At 66.5% G+C, this 17720-nt stretch carries 19 protein-coding genes; 10 read left to right on the top strand and 9 right to left on the bottom strand.

From position 1 onward, the window contains the following. Nucleotides 1-49 precede the first annotated feature (49 nt). Genes ACVN90_RS12975 through ACVN90_RS13000 form a run of 6 tightly spaced genes read left to right on the top strand, consistent with a single transcriptional unit; the run spans nt 50 to nt 5257 of the window. Nucleotides 50-511, top strand: a complete 462-nt coding sequence (locus ACVN90_RS12975) for a hypothetical protein (RefSeq protein WP_475098654.1) — start codon at nt 50-52, stop codon at nt 509-511. Further along, nucleotides 508-2001 (top strand): ATP-binding protein, encoded by a 1494-nt coding sequence (locus ACVN90_RS12980; RefSeq protein WP_475098655.1) that lies wholly within the window; start codon nt 508-510, stop codon nt 1999-2001. Before ACVN90_RS12975 ends, ACVN90_RS12980 begins: the two co-directional genes overlap by 4 nt. Next, nucleotides 1998-2573, top strand: coding sequence for a hypothetical protein (locus ACVN90_RS12985; RefSeq protein WP_475098656.1), 576 nt, complete (start codon nt 1998-2000; stop codon nt 2571-2573). The genes ACVN90_RS12980 and ACVN90_RS12985 overlap by 4 nt, the downstream gene beginning before the upstream one ends. Further along, nucleotides 2570-4342: a type IV secretory system conjugative DNA transfer family protein gene (locus tag ACVN90_RS12990; RefSeq protein ID WP_475098657.1), complete on the top strand. Its 1773-nt coding sequence runs from the start codon at nt 2570-2572 to the stop codon at nt 4340-4342. Before ACVN90_RS12985 ends, ACVN90_RS12990 begins: the two co-directional genes overlap by 4 nt. Nucleotides 4343-4397: 55 nt before the next feature. Continuing rightward, nucleotides 4398-4823: a single-stranded DNA-binding protein gene (locus ACVN90_RS12995; RefSeq protein ID WP_475098658.1), complete on the top strand. Its 426-nt coding sequence runs from the start codon at nt 4398-4400 to the stop codon at nt 4821-4823. Between the two features lie 11 nt (nt 4824-4834). Further along, nucleotides 4835-5257 (top strand): hypothetical protein, encoded by a 423-nt coding sequence (locus ACVN90_RS13000; protein WP_475098659.1) that lies wholly within the window; start codon nt 4835-4837, stop codon nt 5255-5257. Between the two features lie 390 nt (nt 5258-5647). Here the strand turns inward: ACVN90_RS13000 and ACVN90_RS13005 are convergent, their stop codons facing one another. Beyond that, nucleotides 5648-5779 carry a hypothetical protein gene (locus ACVN90_RS13005; RefSeq protein ID WP_475098660.1) on the bottom strand — a complete coding sequence of 44 codons (132 nt, stop codon included), beginning with the start codon at nt 5777-5779 and terminating at the stop codon, nt 5648-5650. 259 nt (nt 5780-6038) lie between these two features. On the opposite strand from ACVN90_RS13005, the gene ACVN90_RS13010 reads away from it, so the two are divergent. Then, nucleotides 6039-6821 carry a hypothetical protein gene (locus ACVN90_RS13010; RefSeq protein ID WP_475098661.1) on the top strand — a complete coding sequence of 261 codons (783 nt, stop codon included), beginning with the start codon at nt 6039-6041 and terminating at the stop codon, nt 6819-6821. Between the two features lie 11 nt (nt 6822-6832). Further along, a complete protein-coding gene (locus ACVN90_RS13015) occupies nt 6833-7981 on the top strand; it encodes a helix-turn-helix domain-containing protein (protein WP_475098662.1) in 1149 nt (382 codons plus the stop codon). A gap of 97 nt (nt 7982-8078) precedes the next feature. On the opposite strand, the gene ACVN90_RS13020 is transcribed toward ACVN90_RS13015, so the two are convergent. The 8 genes from ACVN90_RS13020 to nrdH form a co-directional block, all read right to left on the bottom strand. After that, entirely contained in the window at nt 8079-9143 is a 1065-nt protein-coding gene (locus ACVN90_RS13020; RefSeq protein ID WP_475098663.1) for a hypothetical protein, read from the bottom strand. Beyond that, nucleotides 9037-9312: a hypothetical protein gene (locus ACVN90_RS13025; protein WP_475098664.1), complete on the bottom strand. Its 276-nt coding sequence runs from the start codon at nt 9310-9312 to the stop codon at nt 9037-9039. Before ACVN90_RS13025 ends, ACVN90_RS13020 begins: the two co-directional genes overlap by 107 nt. 85 nt (nt 9313-9397) lie before the next feature. Beyond that, nucleotides 9398-9604: an excisionase family DNA-binding protein gene (locus ACVN90_RS13030; protein ID WP_475098665.1), complete on the bottom strand. Its 207-nt coding sequence runs from the start codon at nt 9602-9604 to the stop codon at nt 9398-9400. A gap of 100 nt (nt 9605-9704) precedes the next feature. Then, a complete protein-coding gene (locus ACVN90_RS13035; RefSeq protein WP_475098666.1) occupies nt 9705-10943 on the bottom strand; it encodes a tyrosine-type recombinase/integrase in 1239 nt (412 codons plus the stop codon). Between the two features lie 363 nt (nt 10944-11306). After that, nucleotides 11307-12281, bottom strand: coding sequence for a class 1b ribonucleoside-diphosphate reductase subunit beta (gene nrdF / locus ACVN90_RS13040; protein ID WP_109210305.1), 975 nt, complete (start codon nt 12279-12281; stop codon nt 11307-11309). A gap of 31 nt (nt 12282-12312) precedes the next feature. Then, the gene (gene nrdE, locus ACVN90_RS13045; RefSeq protein WP_475098667.1) at nt 12313-14466 is read right to left on the bottom strand and encodes a class 1b ribonucleoside-diphosphate reductase subunit alpha; all 2154 of its coding nucleotides are present in this window, start codon (nt 14464-14466) and stop codon (nt 12313-12315) included. Beyond that, nucleotides 14451-14897: a class Ib ribonucleoside-diphosphate reductase assembly flavoprotein NrdI gene (gene nrdI, locus ACVN90_RS13050; RefSeq protein WP_475098668.1), complete on the bottom strand. Its 447-nt coding sequence runs from the start codon at nt 14895-14897 to the stop codon at nt 14451-14453. Before nrdI ends, nrdE begins: the two co-directional genes overlap by 16 nt. Nucleotide 14898: 1 nt before the next feature. Then, nucleotides 14899-15132 (bottom strand): glutaredoxin-like protein NrdH, encoded by a 234-nt coding sequence (nrdH, locus tag ACVN90_RS13055; protein ID WP_116196298.1) that lies wholly within the window; start codon nt 15130-15132, stop codon nt 14899-14901. 403 nt (nt 15133-15535) lie between these two features. Here nrdH and ACVN90_RS13060 point away from each other — a divergent pair, with 403 nt between their 5' ends. After that, nucleotides 15536-16744: an MFS transporter gene (locus ACVN90_RS13060; protein WP_475098669.1), complete on the top strand. Its 1209-nt coding sequence runs from the start codon at nt 15536-15538 to the stop codon at nt 16742-16744. Between the two features lie 64 nt (nt 16745-16808). Continuing rightward, nucleotides 16809-17714: an intradiol ring-cleavage dioxygenase gene (locus ACVN90_RS13065; protein ID WP_475098670.1), complete on the top strand. Its 906-nt coding sequence runs from the start codon at nt 16809-16811 to the stop codon at nt 17712-17714. Nucleotides 17715-17720: the final 6 nt, after the last annotated feature.

Genomic DNA, 17720 nt, shown 5'->3' on the forward strand with positions numbered 1-17720 from the left:
GAGACTCCGTTGCAAGGGAAGCGAAATGCCTACATTCCAAGATCCCGTCGTGGATGGCGAGGAAGCGTGCCAGGCGCTCCGTGCACTCGCGCATGCAACCCGATCCTTCGACCAGCCGGCCGCAACATACGTCGTGGTCGGCGACGTGCTGGGCGGCCTCAGATCGCTGGGGCAGGTGCTCGATCAGCTCGCCTCCGCGCACACGAGCGAGAACGCGTTCCCCAACGCGGAGGACGGCAATCACGGAGCGGGCATCGAGGAAGCATATGCGGCGGCGACCGCGCTGCGCCGGGCCTCGGCCCTCGTTGCCAGAGCGGAGCTCGCCGTGGACCGGGCGTCGCAACACTCCGGCCGGATCGTCTGGGGCCCCACAATGCCGAACGCGCTCCTCCCTCTCACCGAGTCGATCGCACCGCGCATCAATGCGGACGACTCCTTCCTGCGCACCTCGCCCTGTTCCTCCCCCGGCTCGAGATCGACGAGTCACCGACACAGCGGGATGTCGCTATGAGCGGCCGCGATGATCAGCGACTTCACACGGCTGTCCTCGTGGATCCCGCCGGCGAACGGCGAAAGGATCGTCGCGCCAGGCGGACAGAATCCCAGAAGCTCATTGCTGACTCCCGAGCGGCCGCTACCGCAGCTCAGCGCGCCGGGTTCGAGGCGCTGCGCGCCGATCAGAGAGCAACCACCTATCTGCCGGCATCGGGCGAATCACGGTCCGCGGCGCTGCGCACCCCAGGGCGTCTCCGCCTCCCCCACCATCAGGACACCAGTGCAACGCTCGCGGGCGCTTACCCGTTCCTCGCCGAGGGCGGACTCGGCTCGCAAGGAGTGTTCGTCGGGCAGGACCTGTACTCGGGTGCCTCGTTCGTGTACGACCCGTGGGTGCTGTACTCCCGCGGGATGATCACCGCCCCGAACATCGTGCTCGCGGGAATCGTCGGCTCCGGCAAGTCCTCGCTCGTCAAAAGTCTCTACACGAGATCGATCCCCTTCGGCCGCCGCGTGTACGTCCCGGGCGACCCGAAAGGCGAGCACACCGCCGTCGCCGAAGCGGTCGGCGGGCAAGCGATCGTGCTCGGACACGGGATGGCGAATCGCCTCAACCCTCTGGACGAGGGGCACCGGCCGTCCGGCCTTACTGACGAGAGCTGGGCCGGCCAAGTCGCCTCTCGGCGCCGCGACCTCATCGGAGCACTCACCGAGACCGTGCTCGAACGGCCATTGAGCCCGCTGGAGCACACCGCGATCGACCTGGCGCTCGCTGACGCGGTCCGCTCGTGCGAGACGCCGATCCTGCCGATGGTCGTCGACCGGATCCTCTCCCCCGACGAGTCCCACCGAGCCGACAATCGCCTCGTCGAGGACGGCAGGGTCGTCGGCCACGCGCTCCGCAGACTCGTCGCCGGCGACCTCGCGGGACTGTTCGACGGGCCGAGCACGGTCACGTTCGACCCGAGCCTCCCGATGATCTCCCTCGACCTGTCGAGAGTCGCTGAGAACGCGACGCTCGTCTCCGTCCTCATGACGTGCTCGTCGGCGTGGATGGAGTCGGCGCTCCTCGACCCGCAGGGCGGGCAACGATGGGTCATCTACGACGAAGCCTGGCGCCTCATGTCCCACCCGGCTCTGCTGAGACGAATGGATGCCCAGTGGCGCCTCGCGCGCCACTATGGAATCGCCAACCTGCTGGTGTTCCACAAGCTCTCCGACCTCGACAACGTCGGCGACCAAGGCTCCGCGATGCGCGCGATCGCCTCATCGCTCCTCGCGAACGCCGAGACGCGCATCATCTACCGACAGGAAGCAGATCAGCTCGGCGCGACCGCGAGTGCGCTGGGCCTCACCGGCACGGAGCAGAGTCTGTTGCCTGGCCTCGGGACGGGACAGGGTCTCTGGCGGATCAAGGACCGCAGCTTCGTCGTTCAGCACCAGCTGCACCCAGCCGAGCTCGCAGCGTTCGACACCACCACACGGATGACGGAGGGCGTGAAATGACCACGATCCATGCGGCAAGACCCGCGACCGATGCGATCACCGTACCGCCAGTCCTTCCCGTGATCGCGATGACGATCGCCGCCGACGGCACGATGACCGTCGCGGTCGACGGGACTCCTTACGAGCCACCTCGATTCGGGCCGCCCTGGGTGCGGTCATCCTTCGCAACAGTCATCGACTCGGTACTGGAGGAACGCGGTTCGCCGGTGCGGGTCCTCGTCTACGAAGCGGACGGCACCGTCTTCACCGACCTCGTCACCAGGCCGCTGCAGAGGACGCTTGACCCGTCCGCGGAGCCGCCGCGGCGGGATGAGGTGGTCGAGCCGCCCGTCGCCGAAGGTCTCATCGATGTCGCACCCTTCGTTGCGCCGCCGCGTGTCGTGTTCGGCGAGGACGGGTTCATCCCCGGGGAAGAGGTCGCCGTCGCGATCATCGTGCGACACACCAAGGCATCCGCGGACGGCTCCGCGCGAGCACTGCTGGAACCGGGCATCTGCCGGGTCAGCGCCGACGGCGAAGTCGCCCTCGTCGGGCGGATCTCCGGCACCTGCGTGATCGCGGGACTGACATGACCGCCAACAACGGCCTCGATGTCTCCGGGCACGACGCACTGACCAACCTCGCCCTGCTCGCGCTCGGTGGAATCGTCGCGATCGCAGGCGTCCTCCGCGTGGCCGGCAACGTCGCCGCGTTCGTCACGGGAGCGGAACCGCCGATAGGTGGTCTCGCCGCCGGAATCGGCGTCTTCGGCTCACCCGGCGACCCTGGTGCTGCCCTCGGCTCCGGGGGACTCAACCCCATCGCCTATTGGGCCGCCGTCACCGTGCTCGTCGCTCTGATCGCGACAGCCGCATGGTGTGTCTGGCGACTCATCCGCAACCTCAAGCACCACACTCGTTCCGATCCCAACCGCATCGCCGGAATCGCGACATCCGCAGACGTCCGCCGCGCGGCATCGGACCGCGCACTGCTGTCGAGGGCGACGCATCTGCGGGCATCCGTCGCCAAGCCCCAGCCCAGCGACGTCGGATATCTCGTGGGGATGGCACGCGGCACGAAAGTGTGGACCTCGGTCGAGGACTCCATCCTCGTGATCGGCCCGCCCCGGTCGGGCAAAGGCGCACACATCGTCATCAACTCGATCCTCGACGCCCCCGGCGCGGTCGTCACCACCTCCACCCGGCCCGACAACCTCACCGCGACCATTCGCGCACGAATGCGACGCGGCCCCGTCGCGGTGTTCGACCCGCAGCAACTTGCTCCGGGCGTCCCCGCCGGCTTGCGGTGGTCACCGGTGCGCGGGTGCGAGATCCCCCTCACCGCAATGATTCGCGCCGCGGGACTCGCGGCCGGCACCGGACTGTCGAGCGTCGGTGTCGAGAACGGCGGCTTCTGGGAAGGGAAGACACGGACCGCACTCCAGTCGCTGCTCCATGCGGCTGCACTGGACGGCCGCTCGCCGGCCGAGCTGTACCGGTGGACGCTCGACCCGGCGGCGGCGCAGGACGCGGTGGCGATCCTCACCACGACCCCCGGCGCAGCCATCGGCTGGGCCGAGTCACTCGAGGCGATGATCGACGCCGACCCTCGAACGCGGGACTCGATCTGGCAAGGCGTATCGCTCGCACTCTCAGCCCTGGCCGACCCACGCGTCCTGGATGCCGTCAGCCCCGGCGAAGACGAGCACTTCGACCCAGAAACCTTCCTCCGCCATAACGGCACCCTCTACCTCCTGGCCACCGGCGCCGGCGCCGGCGCCTCGTCATCCCTGGTCGCTGCGCTCGTCGAGGACCTCGTCGAAACAGCCCGGCGCGTCGCCGCGCGCGCCCCCGGCGCACGCCTCGACCCACCCCTCCTCCTCGCGCTCGATGAGATCGGCAACCTCGCCCCGCTACCGTCACTCCCTGTCCTCATGGCGGAAGGCGGCGGCACTGGGATCACTACCATGCCGGTGCTTCAGTCGCTCGCGCAGGCCCGCCAGAGATGGGGCGACAACGCAGCGACGGCGATCTGGGACGCGAGCATCGTGAAGATCGTGCTCGGCGGAGCATCCGGATCTCGCGACCTCCAAGACATCTCGACACTGATCGGTGATCGCGACGAGGTCACCGACTCGATCACCGTCGGCGAGCGCGGACTGCGCTCCAACCAGCGCTCGACACGGCGAGTCCCGGTCATGCCACCCGACGTGATCCGGACGCTGCCGTACGGCACCGCGCTCCTCATGTTGCGGGCTGCGCCGCCGATCGTTACGCAGCTGCGTGAGTGGACGGCTCGGCCCGACAGCGCTCAGCTGCGCGCAGACCGCACGCAGGTTGAGGAGCAGTTGCGCCGGGGATAGCGCACGCACCTACTTGTTGATGCCCGAACCGCGGCCGACTCCCTAGGAGCATCCGATGACGATCCAGACCCAGCAGTCCCTTTCCGGCTTCATCGCATCCGAACCCCAGCTCGCCTTCAATGCCAAGGGCGAGGCCCGATTCTGGGTGCGCATCGGGCAGGAGCACTTCGACCGCAACGACGACGGCACCTTCACCCAGATGGAGACGACGTACCACGACCTGGTCATGTTCCGCCGAAACGCCGAACGCGCCTACGCCATGTTCAACAAGGGCGACGCCTTCATCGCCGAGGGCTACACCCACACCTCGTCACGGCAGCGCGAGGGCGAGACAGTCGAGGTTGAAGAGTTCGTCGCCAAGCGCCTCGGGCACGACTCTGCGCGGACGAACTACACCCTGCAACGCCGGCGCACCGTCCCGCCGCTGGCGCCGGCGACGCCGTCGGGTACGAAGCCCGCCGTCCGCCCCGTCTCCCTCTGAAGGTCCGTCTAATGCCCGCCGATGAGCCGTTGCACATCCCTGGCTACCAGTTCGACCCGCCGCCGGCGGACGGACCGGATGTCGAGCCTGAAGGCCTGCCGTCGGTCCCGCGCCCGGTGAACTGGAATATCCTTACGTCGGACCAGGCCGCTTTCGAGTGGGTCGAACTCGACCGATGGGTCAACTGGCTGCGCCGCACCTACGGACTCGGGCCATCGATCATCCCGCCGCTCTGGCACCGACACCCTGAGCTCGTCTGGGAACTCTCCGCCCTCCACCTCCACTGGCTCTGCGCCTACGACGAGCAGCAGAACGGCTCCGCCCCACTCGGCTGGCACCAGGACTTCGCCGAGGCCCGCGAGCGACTGCACGACTGGGTCGCCGCCTGCGGAGCCCGCCTCGACCGCGACCGAGCCACCCGACAGACCGCGTGACCCGGAGAAGACGCCGCGCCCGCGATTGCCGAAGCACCGATACACGACCGTGCCGCCGACTTCCGCACCTTCGTCGTCGAGGACGTCGCCCGCCGCAGGGCTGTGGAGGACGCATATATCGCCGCTGCAGGCAGCCAGTCCAACTGAGCTCCGGTCGCATCGATTTCGCCATCGCGGGGCCGCAGCGGCTCGCTGCCGCTGCACGTTAGCCCACCGGTGACTGCGACACCGCGCGCTCAATGCGGCCATGCGACGGAGTCTCTCGGATAACGGACCGCGATCGTATGGAGTACCGCGCGGCCGTGCCCGCAAGCCGACGATGTTGGGGCAATTGACGGGGATGGTCACAGCAGAGGGGGCCGACGGCAACGCCGTCGACCCCCTCGATGCTCAGCCCTTGCCGAGCGTCGAGCCCGCCTTCGACTTCGCCGGCTTATTCGACGAGTTGGACGCGAGCGTCCGCCCCGCCTTGCTCAGCGCGGCCCTCGAGGGCTTGGACGACCGTGACGACGACTTCGCCATGATGTACTCCTTCCCTATTGCCGAGAAGCAGATCACCCGACCGGACTTGAGCCCACTCGTGCAGAGACCACGGAGCCTCTAGAGTCAAGGAGTCGACCAGACACCTCAGCCCCGACCTGCTGCGTCCAGAGCCCGTCTCTGAACTGCCGGTCGGGGCTCCTTCATGCAATCCACACACTACAGCGCGCCTACGACGAAAAAGTAGACACGCGGGTGATTCCACGAACACGAATACTGGCTGTGGGTGTACTCTGATCCCGTGATCACCCGCCAACGCGCCCTCGATGTCTTCCAGGCTAGCGATGCCGCACGCGGCATCGCGTGGGCCTTCAACTCCGCCTGTGAGCAGGCGCTCGACGACCTCACGCGCGGCAACGGGTACGGAGCGCTCACCGCCGGGGTCGGTAGGTATGAACTCATCGCCGACCGCCTCGACCGTGTCTTCTCCTGTGGAGAGTATGAAGTCGCCGAAGGCATGGAGTCGGTTGGCCTCGATGTCCTCTACGAGGGACTGAGCGAGCGGGCGCGTCTCTCGATGCCCGTGATCCCCGCCAGAACGGTGACCCGTTCGAACTTTCGCGGGAGCAACGGCTGGACGGTGGGCGGGTTCCGATTCATCACTCACTCGTTTTCGCGCGGTCAGATCGCACGGATCGACTGGACGAAGGCTAGCCCGACGCTTCAGGCGGTTGCCCGCCAGAGGCCCGACGAGACGGAACTTCTGACGCTGCTCGATGTGATGCTCGACATCGAGCAGCGCAACGATCTCGCTTCTCAGGATGCCCTTCCGACGGTTCCCATGCCCACGCTCGTCCTGGTGCATGCCTTGGACCGCGAGACAGCCGAACGCGAACTCGCCATCGGTCACGCCCGCTACAACGACGACCTCGGGGGACCGTGGCACTGGCATGAGGATCTGTTGGGCGGACCGGAGCCCGACCAGGCCGGCCGTGTGGTCCCCGACGCTCCCGCGCCGACGCAGCAGGAACCGGACGTCACTGTGCGCCTGCGCAAGAAGGATGCCGCGGAGGACGCAGGTTGAGCACGCCACAGGTGCCCACCCTCTTCGCCGGCGACCGGCTCACGCTCGCACGTCAGCTCGAGGGTCTGCGCAAGAGCGACCTAGCCGCTCGCATCGAGAAGAGCGCGACGACCGTCGCTGCGTGGGAGGCAGGAACAAAGCGTCCCACCGCTGCCAACGTGGCCCAGTTGGCGTTGGGTCTGGGAGTGACACCGGCGTTCTTCGCACCCCGAGGCACTGAAGCGACAAGCGAGGACGCAGTCCCTCACTTCCGCTCGCTGCGGTCAACGAGCCAGCGTGCTCGTGACCAGGCGTTCGCGTATGGACTGCTTGCCGTCGACATCGCGGACGCCATCGAGAAGCATGTCGAGTTCCCCGAGGTCGACGTTCCTTCGTTCGAGGTGTCAGCCGACGACGTGGGAGTCGGCCCAGAGGAGGCAGCCCGCGAGCTCCGGGATGCATGGGGCATCGACACGGGACCGATGAAGCACATGGTGCGCCTGCTCGAGAGCCACGGTGTGCTCGTCGTGTTCAGCCCGACGCAAACATCCTCGGTGGACGCGTACTCCTTCGAGTCCGCGAGCCGACCGGTGGTCATTCTCAACCCCGTCAAGAGCGACTATTACCGACAGCGGTTCGACGTCGCCCACGAACTCGGCCACCTCGTGATGCATCGTGACGCCGAGCCCGGCGGTCGCGTCGTCGAGGAGCAGGCCAACCGATTCGCGTCGGAGCTGCTGATGCCGGCGGCGGAGATTCGGGACGTGTTGCCGACCGCCATGAACGCTCGCGCGTGGGACGCCCTCGGGACACTCAAGGAGCAGTGGGGCGTCAGCATCCAGGCGCTCCTCTTCCGCGCGCGCCGGTTGGGCACCATCAGCGACGTGACCTACCGCAACGCCATCATCACCCTGAGCCAGCGCGGTTGGCGCAGGAACGAGCCCGGCCTGGTGACAGCGGTCGAGCAACCGTCCATGTTGCCACGGTCGACGGAGCTGCTGGAGGCGTCGGGCATCCCGCGCGAGTCACTCGTGGATCAGGCGCGCGCGCCCCGCGACCTCTTCGACATCGCCATTGCACGGGTCCCGCGCTTCGATGGCCGTGACGATGACGTAGAGGTCCAGAGCAGAACGTCCAACGTCATTCCACTTCTCACGGGCCGCGCAGTCAGCAGCGACTAGAGGTGAGCCTCAGGAGGGGTGCTCACCCTCGTTGTGATCTGGGCTCGGTCGCGAGCGTCCGGGTGACCGCAACGTCCACCGAGCGGACGGGGATCGATCAGAGCGTGACGTCAGGTCCGCGCTTGGCCCGATCGGTCGTCAGCCAGCGGAAGACGGTCAACGACGACGTCGGAGACGCGACGTGTGCGCGGAAGTAACCTCGGCTCGCGAACTCCAGCGCGTGGCGGCGCGGCTCCGTGTACACGTCAAGGGGCAGCATCCCGCCCCGGAAGCGTGCGCGGGATACCTCCGCGACTCGCGCGCGCAACTCGACCTCGTGCTCGGCGAAGTACGCCTCGGCGATCGCCAGAATCTCACGCACCACACGGCGGTTCTCCGAACGCTCCTGCAGCGCGCGCACCAAGTCGGAAGGAGTCGCCTCGTCCTGTGCTCGGATTCTGCCGATGTCACCGGTGCGTTTCCGTGCGAAGAAGGCATCGGCCGCAGCATCGTTGTGGCGTCGCTCGGGCGCGAGGATGCGGTGCAGCTGACATTCCGGCAGCCCGGCACGCGCGCGACGACGCGCCAGACGCCGTGCCTCGTTCTCGCGCTCACGGTAGGTCGCCCGCTGATCGGGAGTGGGCGACCACGCCGAATCGCGGCCGGCCTCCCTGGCACGATCCACCGCCCGGCGCCGCGTCTCGTTCGCCCTCTCCGGGTCGGCAGCCTCACGTGCGCGCCGACGCTCGGCAATGGCGTCCCGATTCCGGTGGTAGTAATCGCGCTGAGCCTGCTTGTACGCCTCCGGATGCTTCTGCTTGTAACGTTCGCGAGCTTGCTGGCGCTCTTCGGGGTGCTCCTTCGCCCACGCCTTCGCGCGATCGATCCCCTTTTGGCGCCGCGCCTTCTCGTCGCGCTCGCGTTGCGCCTGATCGCGCATGCGCTCACGGTTCTTGCGGCGGATCTCCTCACGGTTCCGGTCACGGTACTCGGCGTAGTAGTCCGGATGCGCGTCGTTCCAGGCCTTTCGCTGCGCGGCGAGACGCGTAGCACGCTCCTCGTCGCTCGGCTGCGCGTCACCCATGATGTTCCACGGTGAGTAGGTCGTCGAGCTCCGCGAGCGCCGTGAACAACTCCTCGCGCGCCGCCGTAGGGTCCGTGATCGCGCGCGCGAAGAGCGCACGCACGCGCTCCCGATCGACGTCCGACACGGCACCGAGCCGCACGAGACACCATTCGATGTCCTCGGCGAGGCTGTAGCCCGGATCGTCCGCCTCGACGCCGGGGTAGTAGAGGAATGCGAGCACAGCCACGTGCTCGAGGACAGCGTCAACGCGCTCACGATCGCTCATGCCAGGAAGGTGCGCACCAGCTGCCCAGACGACCAACCGCGCTCGGACCGCGAACGGATCCGAGCGGGGTTGAGGGCCTGCTAGGTCAGCGCGCGGTCGGAATCTCGACGACGAGGTGTTCGCTGAGCTCGTCGAGGTCGACCCGAATCAGCCGACCCACACGATACCCATGCACGGTTCCGTCGGAGATGCGACGACGAAGGGTCTTGATAGAGATGCCGAACCGCTCGGCAGCGACCGCGAGAGAGACGAGCGATCGCGCACTGCGATCAACCGAGTTGTAGGTAGTCATCCGAATTGCCCCTCTCGCAGGTCGCGCTCATCTCATAGGTGAGCGTGAACGTCCCGCGACTCGGAACCAGGCGGCGCGAGCGCGGACGCAACGCGATCGCTCATCCGGTCGGCGAGCTCGCGATCGCGCTCCAGCGTGGCGTGCTGGTAGCGCAGCACGCCCGAATATCGGCGTGCCCACCTCGGCGCATCAGCTCCGCCAGCGTTGCCCCCTCACGAGCGAAGATGGTGAGCCCAGTGTGACGCAGGTCATGAAAGCGGAATCGGTGCGGCAGTCCCTCGACGGCCTCTCGAACGTCAGCCCAAAGGAAGCCCCATCGTGTGTTCGACAAGGGCACGCTGCTGCGGACACCACCCGGAATCAATGGCGCCTTCGCCTCGGGCGCGACATTGTCGCGAAGGTGTGCGTCGAGGCGACCAAGCATGAGCTTCGGAACGCTGAGGGATCGTCGCCCCGCTGCGCTCTTCAGATCATTCGAGTAGTCACCAGTGTTTGCATTCAGTTGCCGCCGCACGTGCAGAGTGGCGCTGCCGTCGGAGTGCCATTCGACATCGCGACGCTGCAACCCCAAGCACTCACCGCGCCGCAGTTGGCACCACGCAGCGAGCAGCACCATCATCGCCCATGGTCTCGGTGTCTGTGCGAACAGCGCCTCGACCTGTTGCGGCGTCGCGATGTACTCACCTTCGTCGTTGTCTTCATCGCGCCGCACCGATTCCTGTTTCGGAACAGTGACTGCCGGCGCCGCAGCGATGATCCCGTCGCGGGCGGCCTGCCGAAGGATCATCATGAGCACGATCAACACGGGCCGAGTGATGCCGTTGAACTTTGACCGAGGGTTCAACGGCGACGGGATCCTGTCGAGCCGATCCGTCATCTCCCGGATTCTGGCCTTGTCGATCTCACGGACGGGCGTGTCACCGAACTCGGGGATCAGGTAACCATCGACCTTGCTCTTGTACGAGCGGATCGTCCCTACCGCACGGCGCTTTCCGCTGCGGTTGGGCTCGACACGAATGAGCGCGATCCAGCGTTCGGCGTATTCAGTGAAGCCGATTGAGCGTGCACGCTCCGCCTCGGCTTCCGCACGCCGCCTCTCAGCTAGGGCAGCCGGCTGCTCCCACTCTTGGCGCGAGATCTTCGTGTGAACGCTGGCGAGCCACGCGCGCGCGTCCGTCTTCGTGAGGAACGTGAGCGGCTGGTCGTCCTCGGTACGGGCAGTGTATGTCTCACCGTCCGGGGCCGGATAGCGCGCTTGCCAGCGACCGGATGGAAGCTTGCGAAGACTCCCCCAGGCCTCTCTCCGACCCGACAACGTCTCGCTACGTGCGGTCCCCATCATGGCCTCCCGTGGTCACGAGCGGACTCACGTGGACACCCGCGCCACTCCGTGCCACTGTGCGCGCAGGCACCCGTCGAACACCTTCTGATCAGGGATTTCTCCCGACCTTCGGCGCCAACAGTGGCACGATATGGCACGAGCCCGATGGCACGTCGAAGCCGAATTCCGGATGCCGAGCCACCCCGCTCTCCCCACGAAGGTGGGCGCGTGCCACCCCCGTGCCACACCGAACGGCCATTCCTGTTCATTACTGTCCTCCTCTGTCTCTCGAGAGAAGGCACAAGAGAGGCCCGAATCGGCAGAATCCTGCGAATCCGGGCCTCTCACCAGCCGTTTCGGGCCGGAGTCAGAATCGGGAGATCAGAAGTCCCAGTCCTCGTCTTCCGTGGCCTCGGCCTTGCCGATGACGTACGACGAGCCCGACCCGCTGAAGAAGTCGTGGTTCTCATCCGCGTTCGGCGACAGGGCCGACAGGATCGCCGGGTTCACGTCCGTGACGGTCGAGGGGAACATCGCCTCGTAGCCCAGGTTCATGAGGGCCTTGTTGGCGTTGTAGTGGAGGAACTTCTTGACGTCCTCGGTGAGGCCGACGCCGTCGTAGAGGTCCTGCGTGTACTGCACCTCGTTGTCGTAGAGCTCGTAGAGCAGCGAGAAGGTGTAGTCCTTGATCTCGTCGCGCTTGGCCTGGTCGACCGTCTCGAGTCCGCGCTGGAACTTGTAGCCGATGTAGTACCCGTGCACGGCCTCGTCGCGGATGATGAGGCGGATGAGGTCGGCCGTGTTCGTCAGCTTCGCCCGCGACGACCAGTGCATCGGCAGGTAGAAGCCCGAGTAGAACAGGAACGACTCCAGGAGCGTCGAGGCGACCTTGCGCTTGAGGGGCTCGTCGCCGCGGTAGTACTCCATGACGATCTGAGCCTTCTTCTGAAGGTTCGGGTTCTCGACCGACCAGCGGAACGCCTCGTCGATCTCCTTCGTCGAGCACAGGGTCGAGAAGATCGACGAGTACGACTTCGCGTGCACCGACTCCATGAACGCGATGTTCGTGTAGACGGCCTCTTCGTGCGGAGTGATCGCGTCGGGGATGAGCGACACCGCGCCCACCGTTCCCTGGATCGTGTCGAGGAGCGTGAGCCCCGTGAACACGCGCATCGTGAGGGTCTGCTCCTCGGGGGTGAGCGTGTTCCACGACTGGATGTCGTTCGACAGCGGCACCTTCTCGGGCAGCCAGAAGTTGTTCACGAGGCGGTTCCACACCTCGAGATCCTTGTCATCCTGGATGCGGTTCCAGTTGATGGCCTGGACGTGGTCCAGGAGCTGAAGCTTCTCGCTCATTGTTCCTTCTTGAAAATCCCAGATCAGACTGTCAAAGCGTGCAGGAAACGCACTCGCTCATGTCCGTGCCCTCGAGCGCCATCTGGCGGAGGCGGATGTAGTAGATCGTCTTGATGCCCTTGCGCCACGCATAGATCTGGGCCTTGTTGATGTCGCGCGTGGTCGCGGTGTCCTTGAAGAACAGCGTGAGCGACAGACCCTGGTCGACGTGCTGGGTGGCGGCGGCGTACGTGTCGATGACCTTCTCGTAGCCGATCTCGTACGCGTCCTGGTAGTACTCCAGGTTGTCGTTCGTCATGAACGCCGCCGGGTAGTAGACGCGGCCGAGCTTGCCTTCCTTGCGGATCTCGATCTTCGCCGCGATCGGGTGGATCGACGACGTCGAGTTGTTGATGTACGAGATCGAGCCGGTCGGCGGCACCGCCTGCAGGTTCTGGTTGTAGATGCCGTGCTGCTGGATCGAGGCCTTCAGCGCGCGCCAATCGTCCTGCGTGGGGATGTGGTGGCCCTCGAACATCTCGGCGACCTTGGCCGTCGCCGGCACCCACTCCTGGTCGATGTACTTGTCGAAGAACTCGCCCGACGCGTACGTCGAGTCCGCGAACCCGTCGAAGGTCTCACCGCGCTCGATCGCGATCTTGTTCGACGCGGTCAGCGCGTGGAAAAGCACCGAGTAGAAGTAGATGTTCGTGAAGTCGACGCCCTCTTCCGACCCGTAGTAGACGTGCTCGCGGGCGAGGTAGCCGTGCAGGTTCATCTGACCGAGGCCGATCGCGTGCGAGCGGTCATTGCCGTCCTCGATCGAGCGGACCGAGCGGATGTGGCTCTGGTCGCTCACCGCGGTGAGGGCGCGGATGCTGGTGTCCACCGTCTTCGCGAGGTCGCCGCCGTCCATCGCCAGGGCGATGTTGAGCGAGCCCAGGTTGCACGAGATGTCCTTGCCGATCTGGTCATACGACAGGTCCTCGTTGAACGTGGTGGGCGTGTTGACCTGCAGGATCTCGGAGCACAGGTTGGACATGTTGATCCGACCCTTGATCGGGTTGGCCTTGTTCACCGTGTCCTCGAACATGATGTACGGGTAGCCCGACTCGAACTGGATCTCGGCGAGGGTCTGGAAGAACTCGCGCGCGTTGATCTTCGTCTTCTTGATGCGCGGGTCGTCGACCATCTCGCGGTACTTCTCGGTGACCGAGATGTCACCGAACGGCACGCCGTAGACGCGCTCGACGTCGTACGGCGAGAAGAGGTACATATCCTCACCGTTCTTGGCGAGCTCGAACGTGATGTCGGGGACGACGACGCCGAGCGACAGCGTCTTGATGCGGATCTTCTCGTCGGCGTTCTCGCGCTTGGTGTCGAGGAACCGCATGATGTCGGGGTGATGGGCGTTGAGGTACACCGCACCGGCGCCCTGACGCGCGCCGAGCTGGTTGGCGTACGAGAAGGAGTCCTCGAGGAGCTTCATCACGGGGATGATGCCCGACGACTGGTTCTCGATCTGCTTGATCGGCGCGCCCGACTCACGGATGTTCGACAGCAGCAGGGCAACGCCGCCGCCGCGCTTGGACAGCTGCAGGGCGGAGTTGATGCCGCGTGCGATCGACTCCATGTTGTCTTCGATGCGCAGCAGGAAGCACGAGACGAGCTCGCCGCGCTGCGCCTTGCCGGCGTTGAGGAACGTGGGGGTCGCGGGCTGGAACCGGCCGGAGATGATCTCTTCCACCAGCGCGGTGGCGAGCTTCTCGTCGCCGTCGGCCAGCGCGAGCGCGGTCATGACGACGCGGTCCTCGAAGCGCTCGAGGTAGCGCTTGCCGTCGAAGGTCTTCAGCGTGTAGCTCGTGTAGTACTTGAACGCCCCGAGGAACGTCTCGAAGCGGAACTTCTTCGAGTAGGCGAGGTCGTTGAGCTTCTGGATGTACTCGAACGAGTACTTCTCGAGCACGGCGCCCTCGTAGTACTCCTTCTCGACCAGGTAGTCGAGACGCTCCTTGAGGGAGTGGAAGAACACCGTGTTCTGGTTCACGTGCTGCAGGAAGTACTCCCGCGCCGCACGCTTGTCGGCGTCGAACTGGATCTTGCCGTCGGCGTCGTAAAGGTTGAGCATCGCGTTCAGGGCGTGGTAGTCCATGCCCTCGAAGCGTGCCTGTGTCTTGAAGTCGGTCTGCGTCAGAGTTCCCACCATCGTTCCATTCCCGCGTTCACGCGTTCCACATCTTCAGGCGTGCCGAATACCTCTAGCCGGTACAAGTGCGGCACGTGACACTTACGGCTGATGATGTCGCCGGCGATGCAGAAGTGCTCGCCGAAGTTCGTGTTCCCCGCGGAGATGACCCCGCGGATGAGGCTGCGGTTGCGCTCGTCGTTGAGGAACCGGATGACCTGCTTCGGAACGGCGCCCTTCTCGACACCCCTCCCCTGGCCTCCGCCATAGGTGGGTGTCACGAGGACGTAGGGCTCGTCGACCACGAGCTCCGGATCCGTCGAATGCAATGGAATCCGGACCGCTCGTGCTCCGAGCTTCTCGATGAAACGTGCGGTGTTGCCCGACACGCTCGAGAAGTAGACCAGCAGTGGCGCGTCCGTCGCGACGCGCTGCGTCACGACCGCCGACATGTCAGGCCAGACGCGACGCGAGCTCGTCGATCTTGTCGGGACGGAAGCCCGACCAGTGGTCCTCATCGGTGATGACGACCGGCGCCTGGAGGTAGCCCAGCGCCTTGACCTGCTCGAGGGCCGCAGGGTCCTCGGAGAGGTCGTGGATTTCGTACTCGATCCCCTTGGAGTCGAGTGCTCGATACGTCGCCGTGCACTGCACGCAAGCGGGCTTCGTGTAAACCGTGATCGCCATGTCGATTCCGTCTCCTCAGTGCTTCCCCCGGTGGCATCCGGTGCTCTTTCCCGGTAGTCCCCCCACCGGGAGTCCAATACTACATATGGGTACCGACATTCGATAGCACCACAAGGGCTAGTAGTTACATCGGTGTGATTTTCCACCGTTCTCCCCATGTACAACACAGGTTGTCCACGGATCCATCCACAACCGCAAGGGTCTGGAAAAGGCCAGGATCACGGGGCTTTCGAACGCCGCGGCCGCATCCGTCCACAGGCGAGAAGCTAGTCAGGGCCTCTGACATCGGATTCGCCTGTGGAGAACCCGCCCGGCGTGTCGCAGCGTGTCGCACCCGGCCGTGCGCCGGGGACCGAGGCGCGGCCGTGCCAGGACATCCCCGGGCGTACCGTAACGTTGTCTGGTGGCCGGCTACCGGGAACTTCTGCGCACTCCCGGGGTGGCCCGTATCATCGCGGCGCAGCTGACCGCACGCTTCCCCAACGGGATGATCAGCCTCGTGATCCTCCTGCACATCGAGGGGATCACCGGCTCGTACGGCGCCGCGGGCGTCGTCCTCGCCGCGGTGTCGATCGGCCAGGCGCTCGCCGGCCCCGTCACCAGCCGCTGGATGGGCCGCTGGGGCATGCGCAGGGTGCTGACCCTCACCACCGTCGTGGCCGCAGCATCCCTCACGGCCATCGCGTTCCTCGTCGCCCCCGTCTCGGTCTACATCGTCCTCGGCTTCATCGCGGGCGCCGCGACGCCGCCCATCGTCGCCGCGGTGCGCACCATCTACGCCAAGATGGTCAACTCGACGCAGCTGACCGCGCTCTACTCGCTGGACGCCTCGCTGCAGGAGTTCATCTGGATCCTCGCCCCGGTGCTCATCACCTTCGTCGCGACGCAGGCGGGCACCGTCGTCGGCCTGATGCTGGTCGTGGTGATCCTGGTGGCAGGCGGCGCCTGGTTCATCCTCTCCCCCGAGGTCGGCCGGGTGCGCATCCCGCGCAGCAAGCGCTCCTTCGGCAAGGTGCTCACCCGCCCGCCGATCCTGCTGGCGACGGTCATCGGCTTCCTCCTCATAGGCTCGTTCGCGGCCGTCGAGGCGAGCGTGGTCGCGACCTTCGACCATGGCGGACTCGAGGCCGGACTCGTGCTGGCGGTCTTCTCGATCGGCAGCCTCGCCGGCGGCCTCACTTTCGGGCACCTGCCGATGGGCCGCTGGGCCATGGCGCGACGCCTGACGGTCGTCGCCATCGGACTCGCCCTCACCGCGCTGTGGGTCAACGTGTGGTGGATCGGCGCCACGCTGTTCCTGGCCGGCATCGGCATCGCGCCGGCCCTCGCCGTGCTCTCGGCGGTCACGACCGCGAGCGTCAAATTCAGCGACACCGCGGAGGCTTTCGGGTGGGTCGGCACGGGCCAGCTCATCGGCGCCGCAGCCGGCTCCGCTGTCGCCGGCATCCTCATCGACGGCCCGGGCGGAGTGACGGCTGCTTACGCGTCCGCGGCGGCCTTCTGCGCCCTGGGCCTCCTCGTCGCCATCGTGTTCGCGCGGGGCCTGCCCGATCTGCGCGTGCGCGGCGCGAGCCCGATCCCCGACACCGAGCCGGTGACGACGATCGGCTGAGCCGATCCGCCACGCATAGCCGGGTCATAGACGTCGCATAGCCGCGCGCGCTCTACTCGAAGGCATGAACACCGACGACACCGCCCGGCGCGATCGCGAGTGGCTCGACGCCGACGGCAACCCGATCGACGAGGACCACCGCGGCCTCGTCTACGACATCCGCACGCTTGTGAACCGGCGCCGCGCGCTCGGCATCTTCGGCGGTGTCGCGCTGACGAGCCTGCTCGCCGCCTGCGGCGTGACGGACGACACGGATGCTGCCGCCACGCCGTCGTCGACGGGCTCCGCGACACCGAGCGCGACGCCGTCGGCCTCCGCGACCACCGAGGCCGCAGCATCCGGTCCCCTCGACGAGGTCCCGGACGAGACCGCCGGACCGTACCCGGCCGACGGGTCGAACGACATCGACGTTCTCGACGACTCCGGCATCGTGCGGGCCGACATCCGCTCGAGCTTCGGGTCGTCGACCACGGTGGCCGAGGGCGTGCCGCTGACGATCGCGCTGACCGTGAGGGATGCGGCGACCGGGGCTGCGCTCGCGGGCCGCGGCGTGTACCTCTGGCACTGCGATCGCGAGGGCGCCTACTCGCTGTACAGCCAGGGCATCGAGGACGAGAACTACCTGCGCGGCGTGCAGGAGACCGATGCCAGCGGAACTGTCACCTTCACGTCGATCTACCCGGCCTGCTACTCCGGGCGCTGGCCGCACATCCACTTCGAGGTGTACGACGACATCGCCACGGCCGTCGCGAGCGGCCCGATCGTGAAGACGAGCCAGATCGCCCTGCCACCCGAGACCAACGACGCGGTGTACGCGACGAGCGGGTACGAGCAGAGCGTGCGGAACGTGTCGCAGGTGTCGCTGCAGAGCGACAACGTGTTCCGCGACGACGGCGCCGTCCACCAGCTCGCCACCATGTCGGGGTCGGTGGCGGCGGGTTACACCGCCGCCCTCACGATCGGCGTGTAGGGGCCG

The organism is Microbacterium sp. F01 (assembly GCF_056156365.1).

What these genes read in the sequence shown, in the direction of transcription:
- ACVN90_RS12980 (WP_475098655.1), top strand. Translation starts at nt 508, where the DNA reads ATGAGCGGCCGCGATGATCAGCGACTTCACACGGCTGTCCTCGTGGAT.
- ACVN90_RS12985 (WP_475098656.1), top strand. Translation starts at nt 1,998, where the DNA reads ATGACCACGATCCATGCGGCAAGACCCGCGACCGATGCGATCACCGTA.
- ACVN90_RS12990 (WP_475098657.1), top strand. Translation starts at nt 2,570, where the DNA reads ATGACCGCCAACAACGGCCTCGATGTCTCCGGGCACGACGCACTGACC.
- ACVN90_RS12995 (WP_475098658.1), top strand. Translation starts at nt 4,398, where the DNA reads ATGACGATCCAGACCCAGCAGTCCCTTTCCGGCTTCATCGCATCCGAA.
- ACVN90_RS13000 (WP_475098659.1), top strand. Translation starts at nt 4,835, where the DNA reads ATGCCCGCCGATGAGCCGTTGCACATCCCTGGCTACCAGTTCGACCCG.
- ACVN90_RS13005 (WP_475098660.1), bottom strand. Translation starts at nt 5,779, where the DNA reads ATGGCGAAGTCGTCGTCACGGTCGTCCAAGCCCTCGAGGGCCGCGCTG.
- ACVN90_RS13025 (WP_475098664.1), bottom strand. Translation starts at nt 9,312, where the DNA reads ATGAGCGATCGTGAGCGCGTTGACGCTGTCCTCGAGCACGTGGCTGTG.
- ACVN90_RS13030 (WP_475098665.1), bottom strand. Translation starts at nt 9,604, where the DNA reads ATGACTACCTACAACTCGGTTGATCGCAGTGCGCGATCGCTCGTCTCT.
- ACVN90_RS13035 (WP_475098666.1), bottom strand. Translation starts at nt 10,943, where the DNA reads ATGGGGACCGCACGTAGCGAGACGTTGTCGGGTCGGAGAGAGGCCTGG.
- nrdF (WP_109210305.1), bottom strand. Translation starts at nt 12,281, where the DNA reads ATGAGCGAGAAGCTTCAGCTCCTGGACCACGTCCAGGCCATCAACTGG.
- nrdE (WP_475098667.1), bottom strand. Translation starts at nt 14,466, where the DNA reads ATGGTGGGAACTCTGACGCAGACCGACTTCAAGACACAGGCACGCTTC.
- nrdI (WP_475098668.1), bottom strand. Translation starts at nt 14,897, where the DNA reads ATGTCGGCGGTCGTGACGCAGCGCGTCGCGACGGACGCGCCACTGCTG.
- nrdH (WP_116196298.1), bottom strand. Translation starts at nt 15,132, where the DNA reads ATGGCGATCACGGTTTACACGAAGCCCGCTTGCGTGCAGTGCACGGCG.
- ACVN90_RS13065 (WP_475098670.1), top strand. Translation starts at nt 16,809, where the DNA reads ATGAACACCGACGACACCGCCCGGCGCGATCGCGAGTGGCTCGACGCC.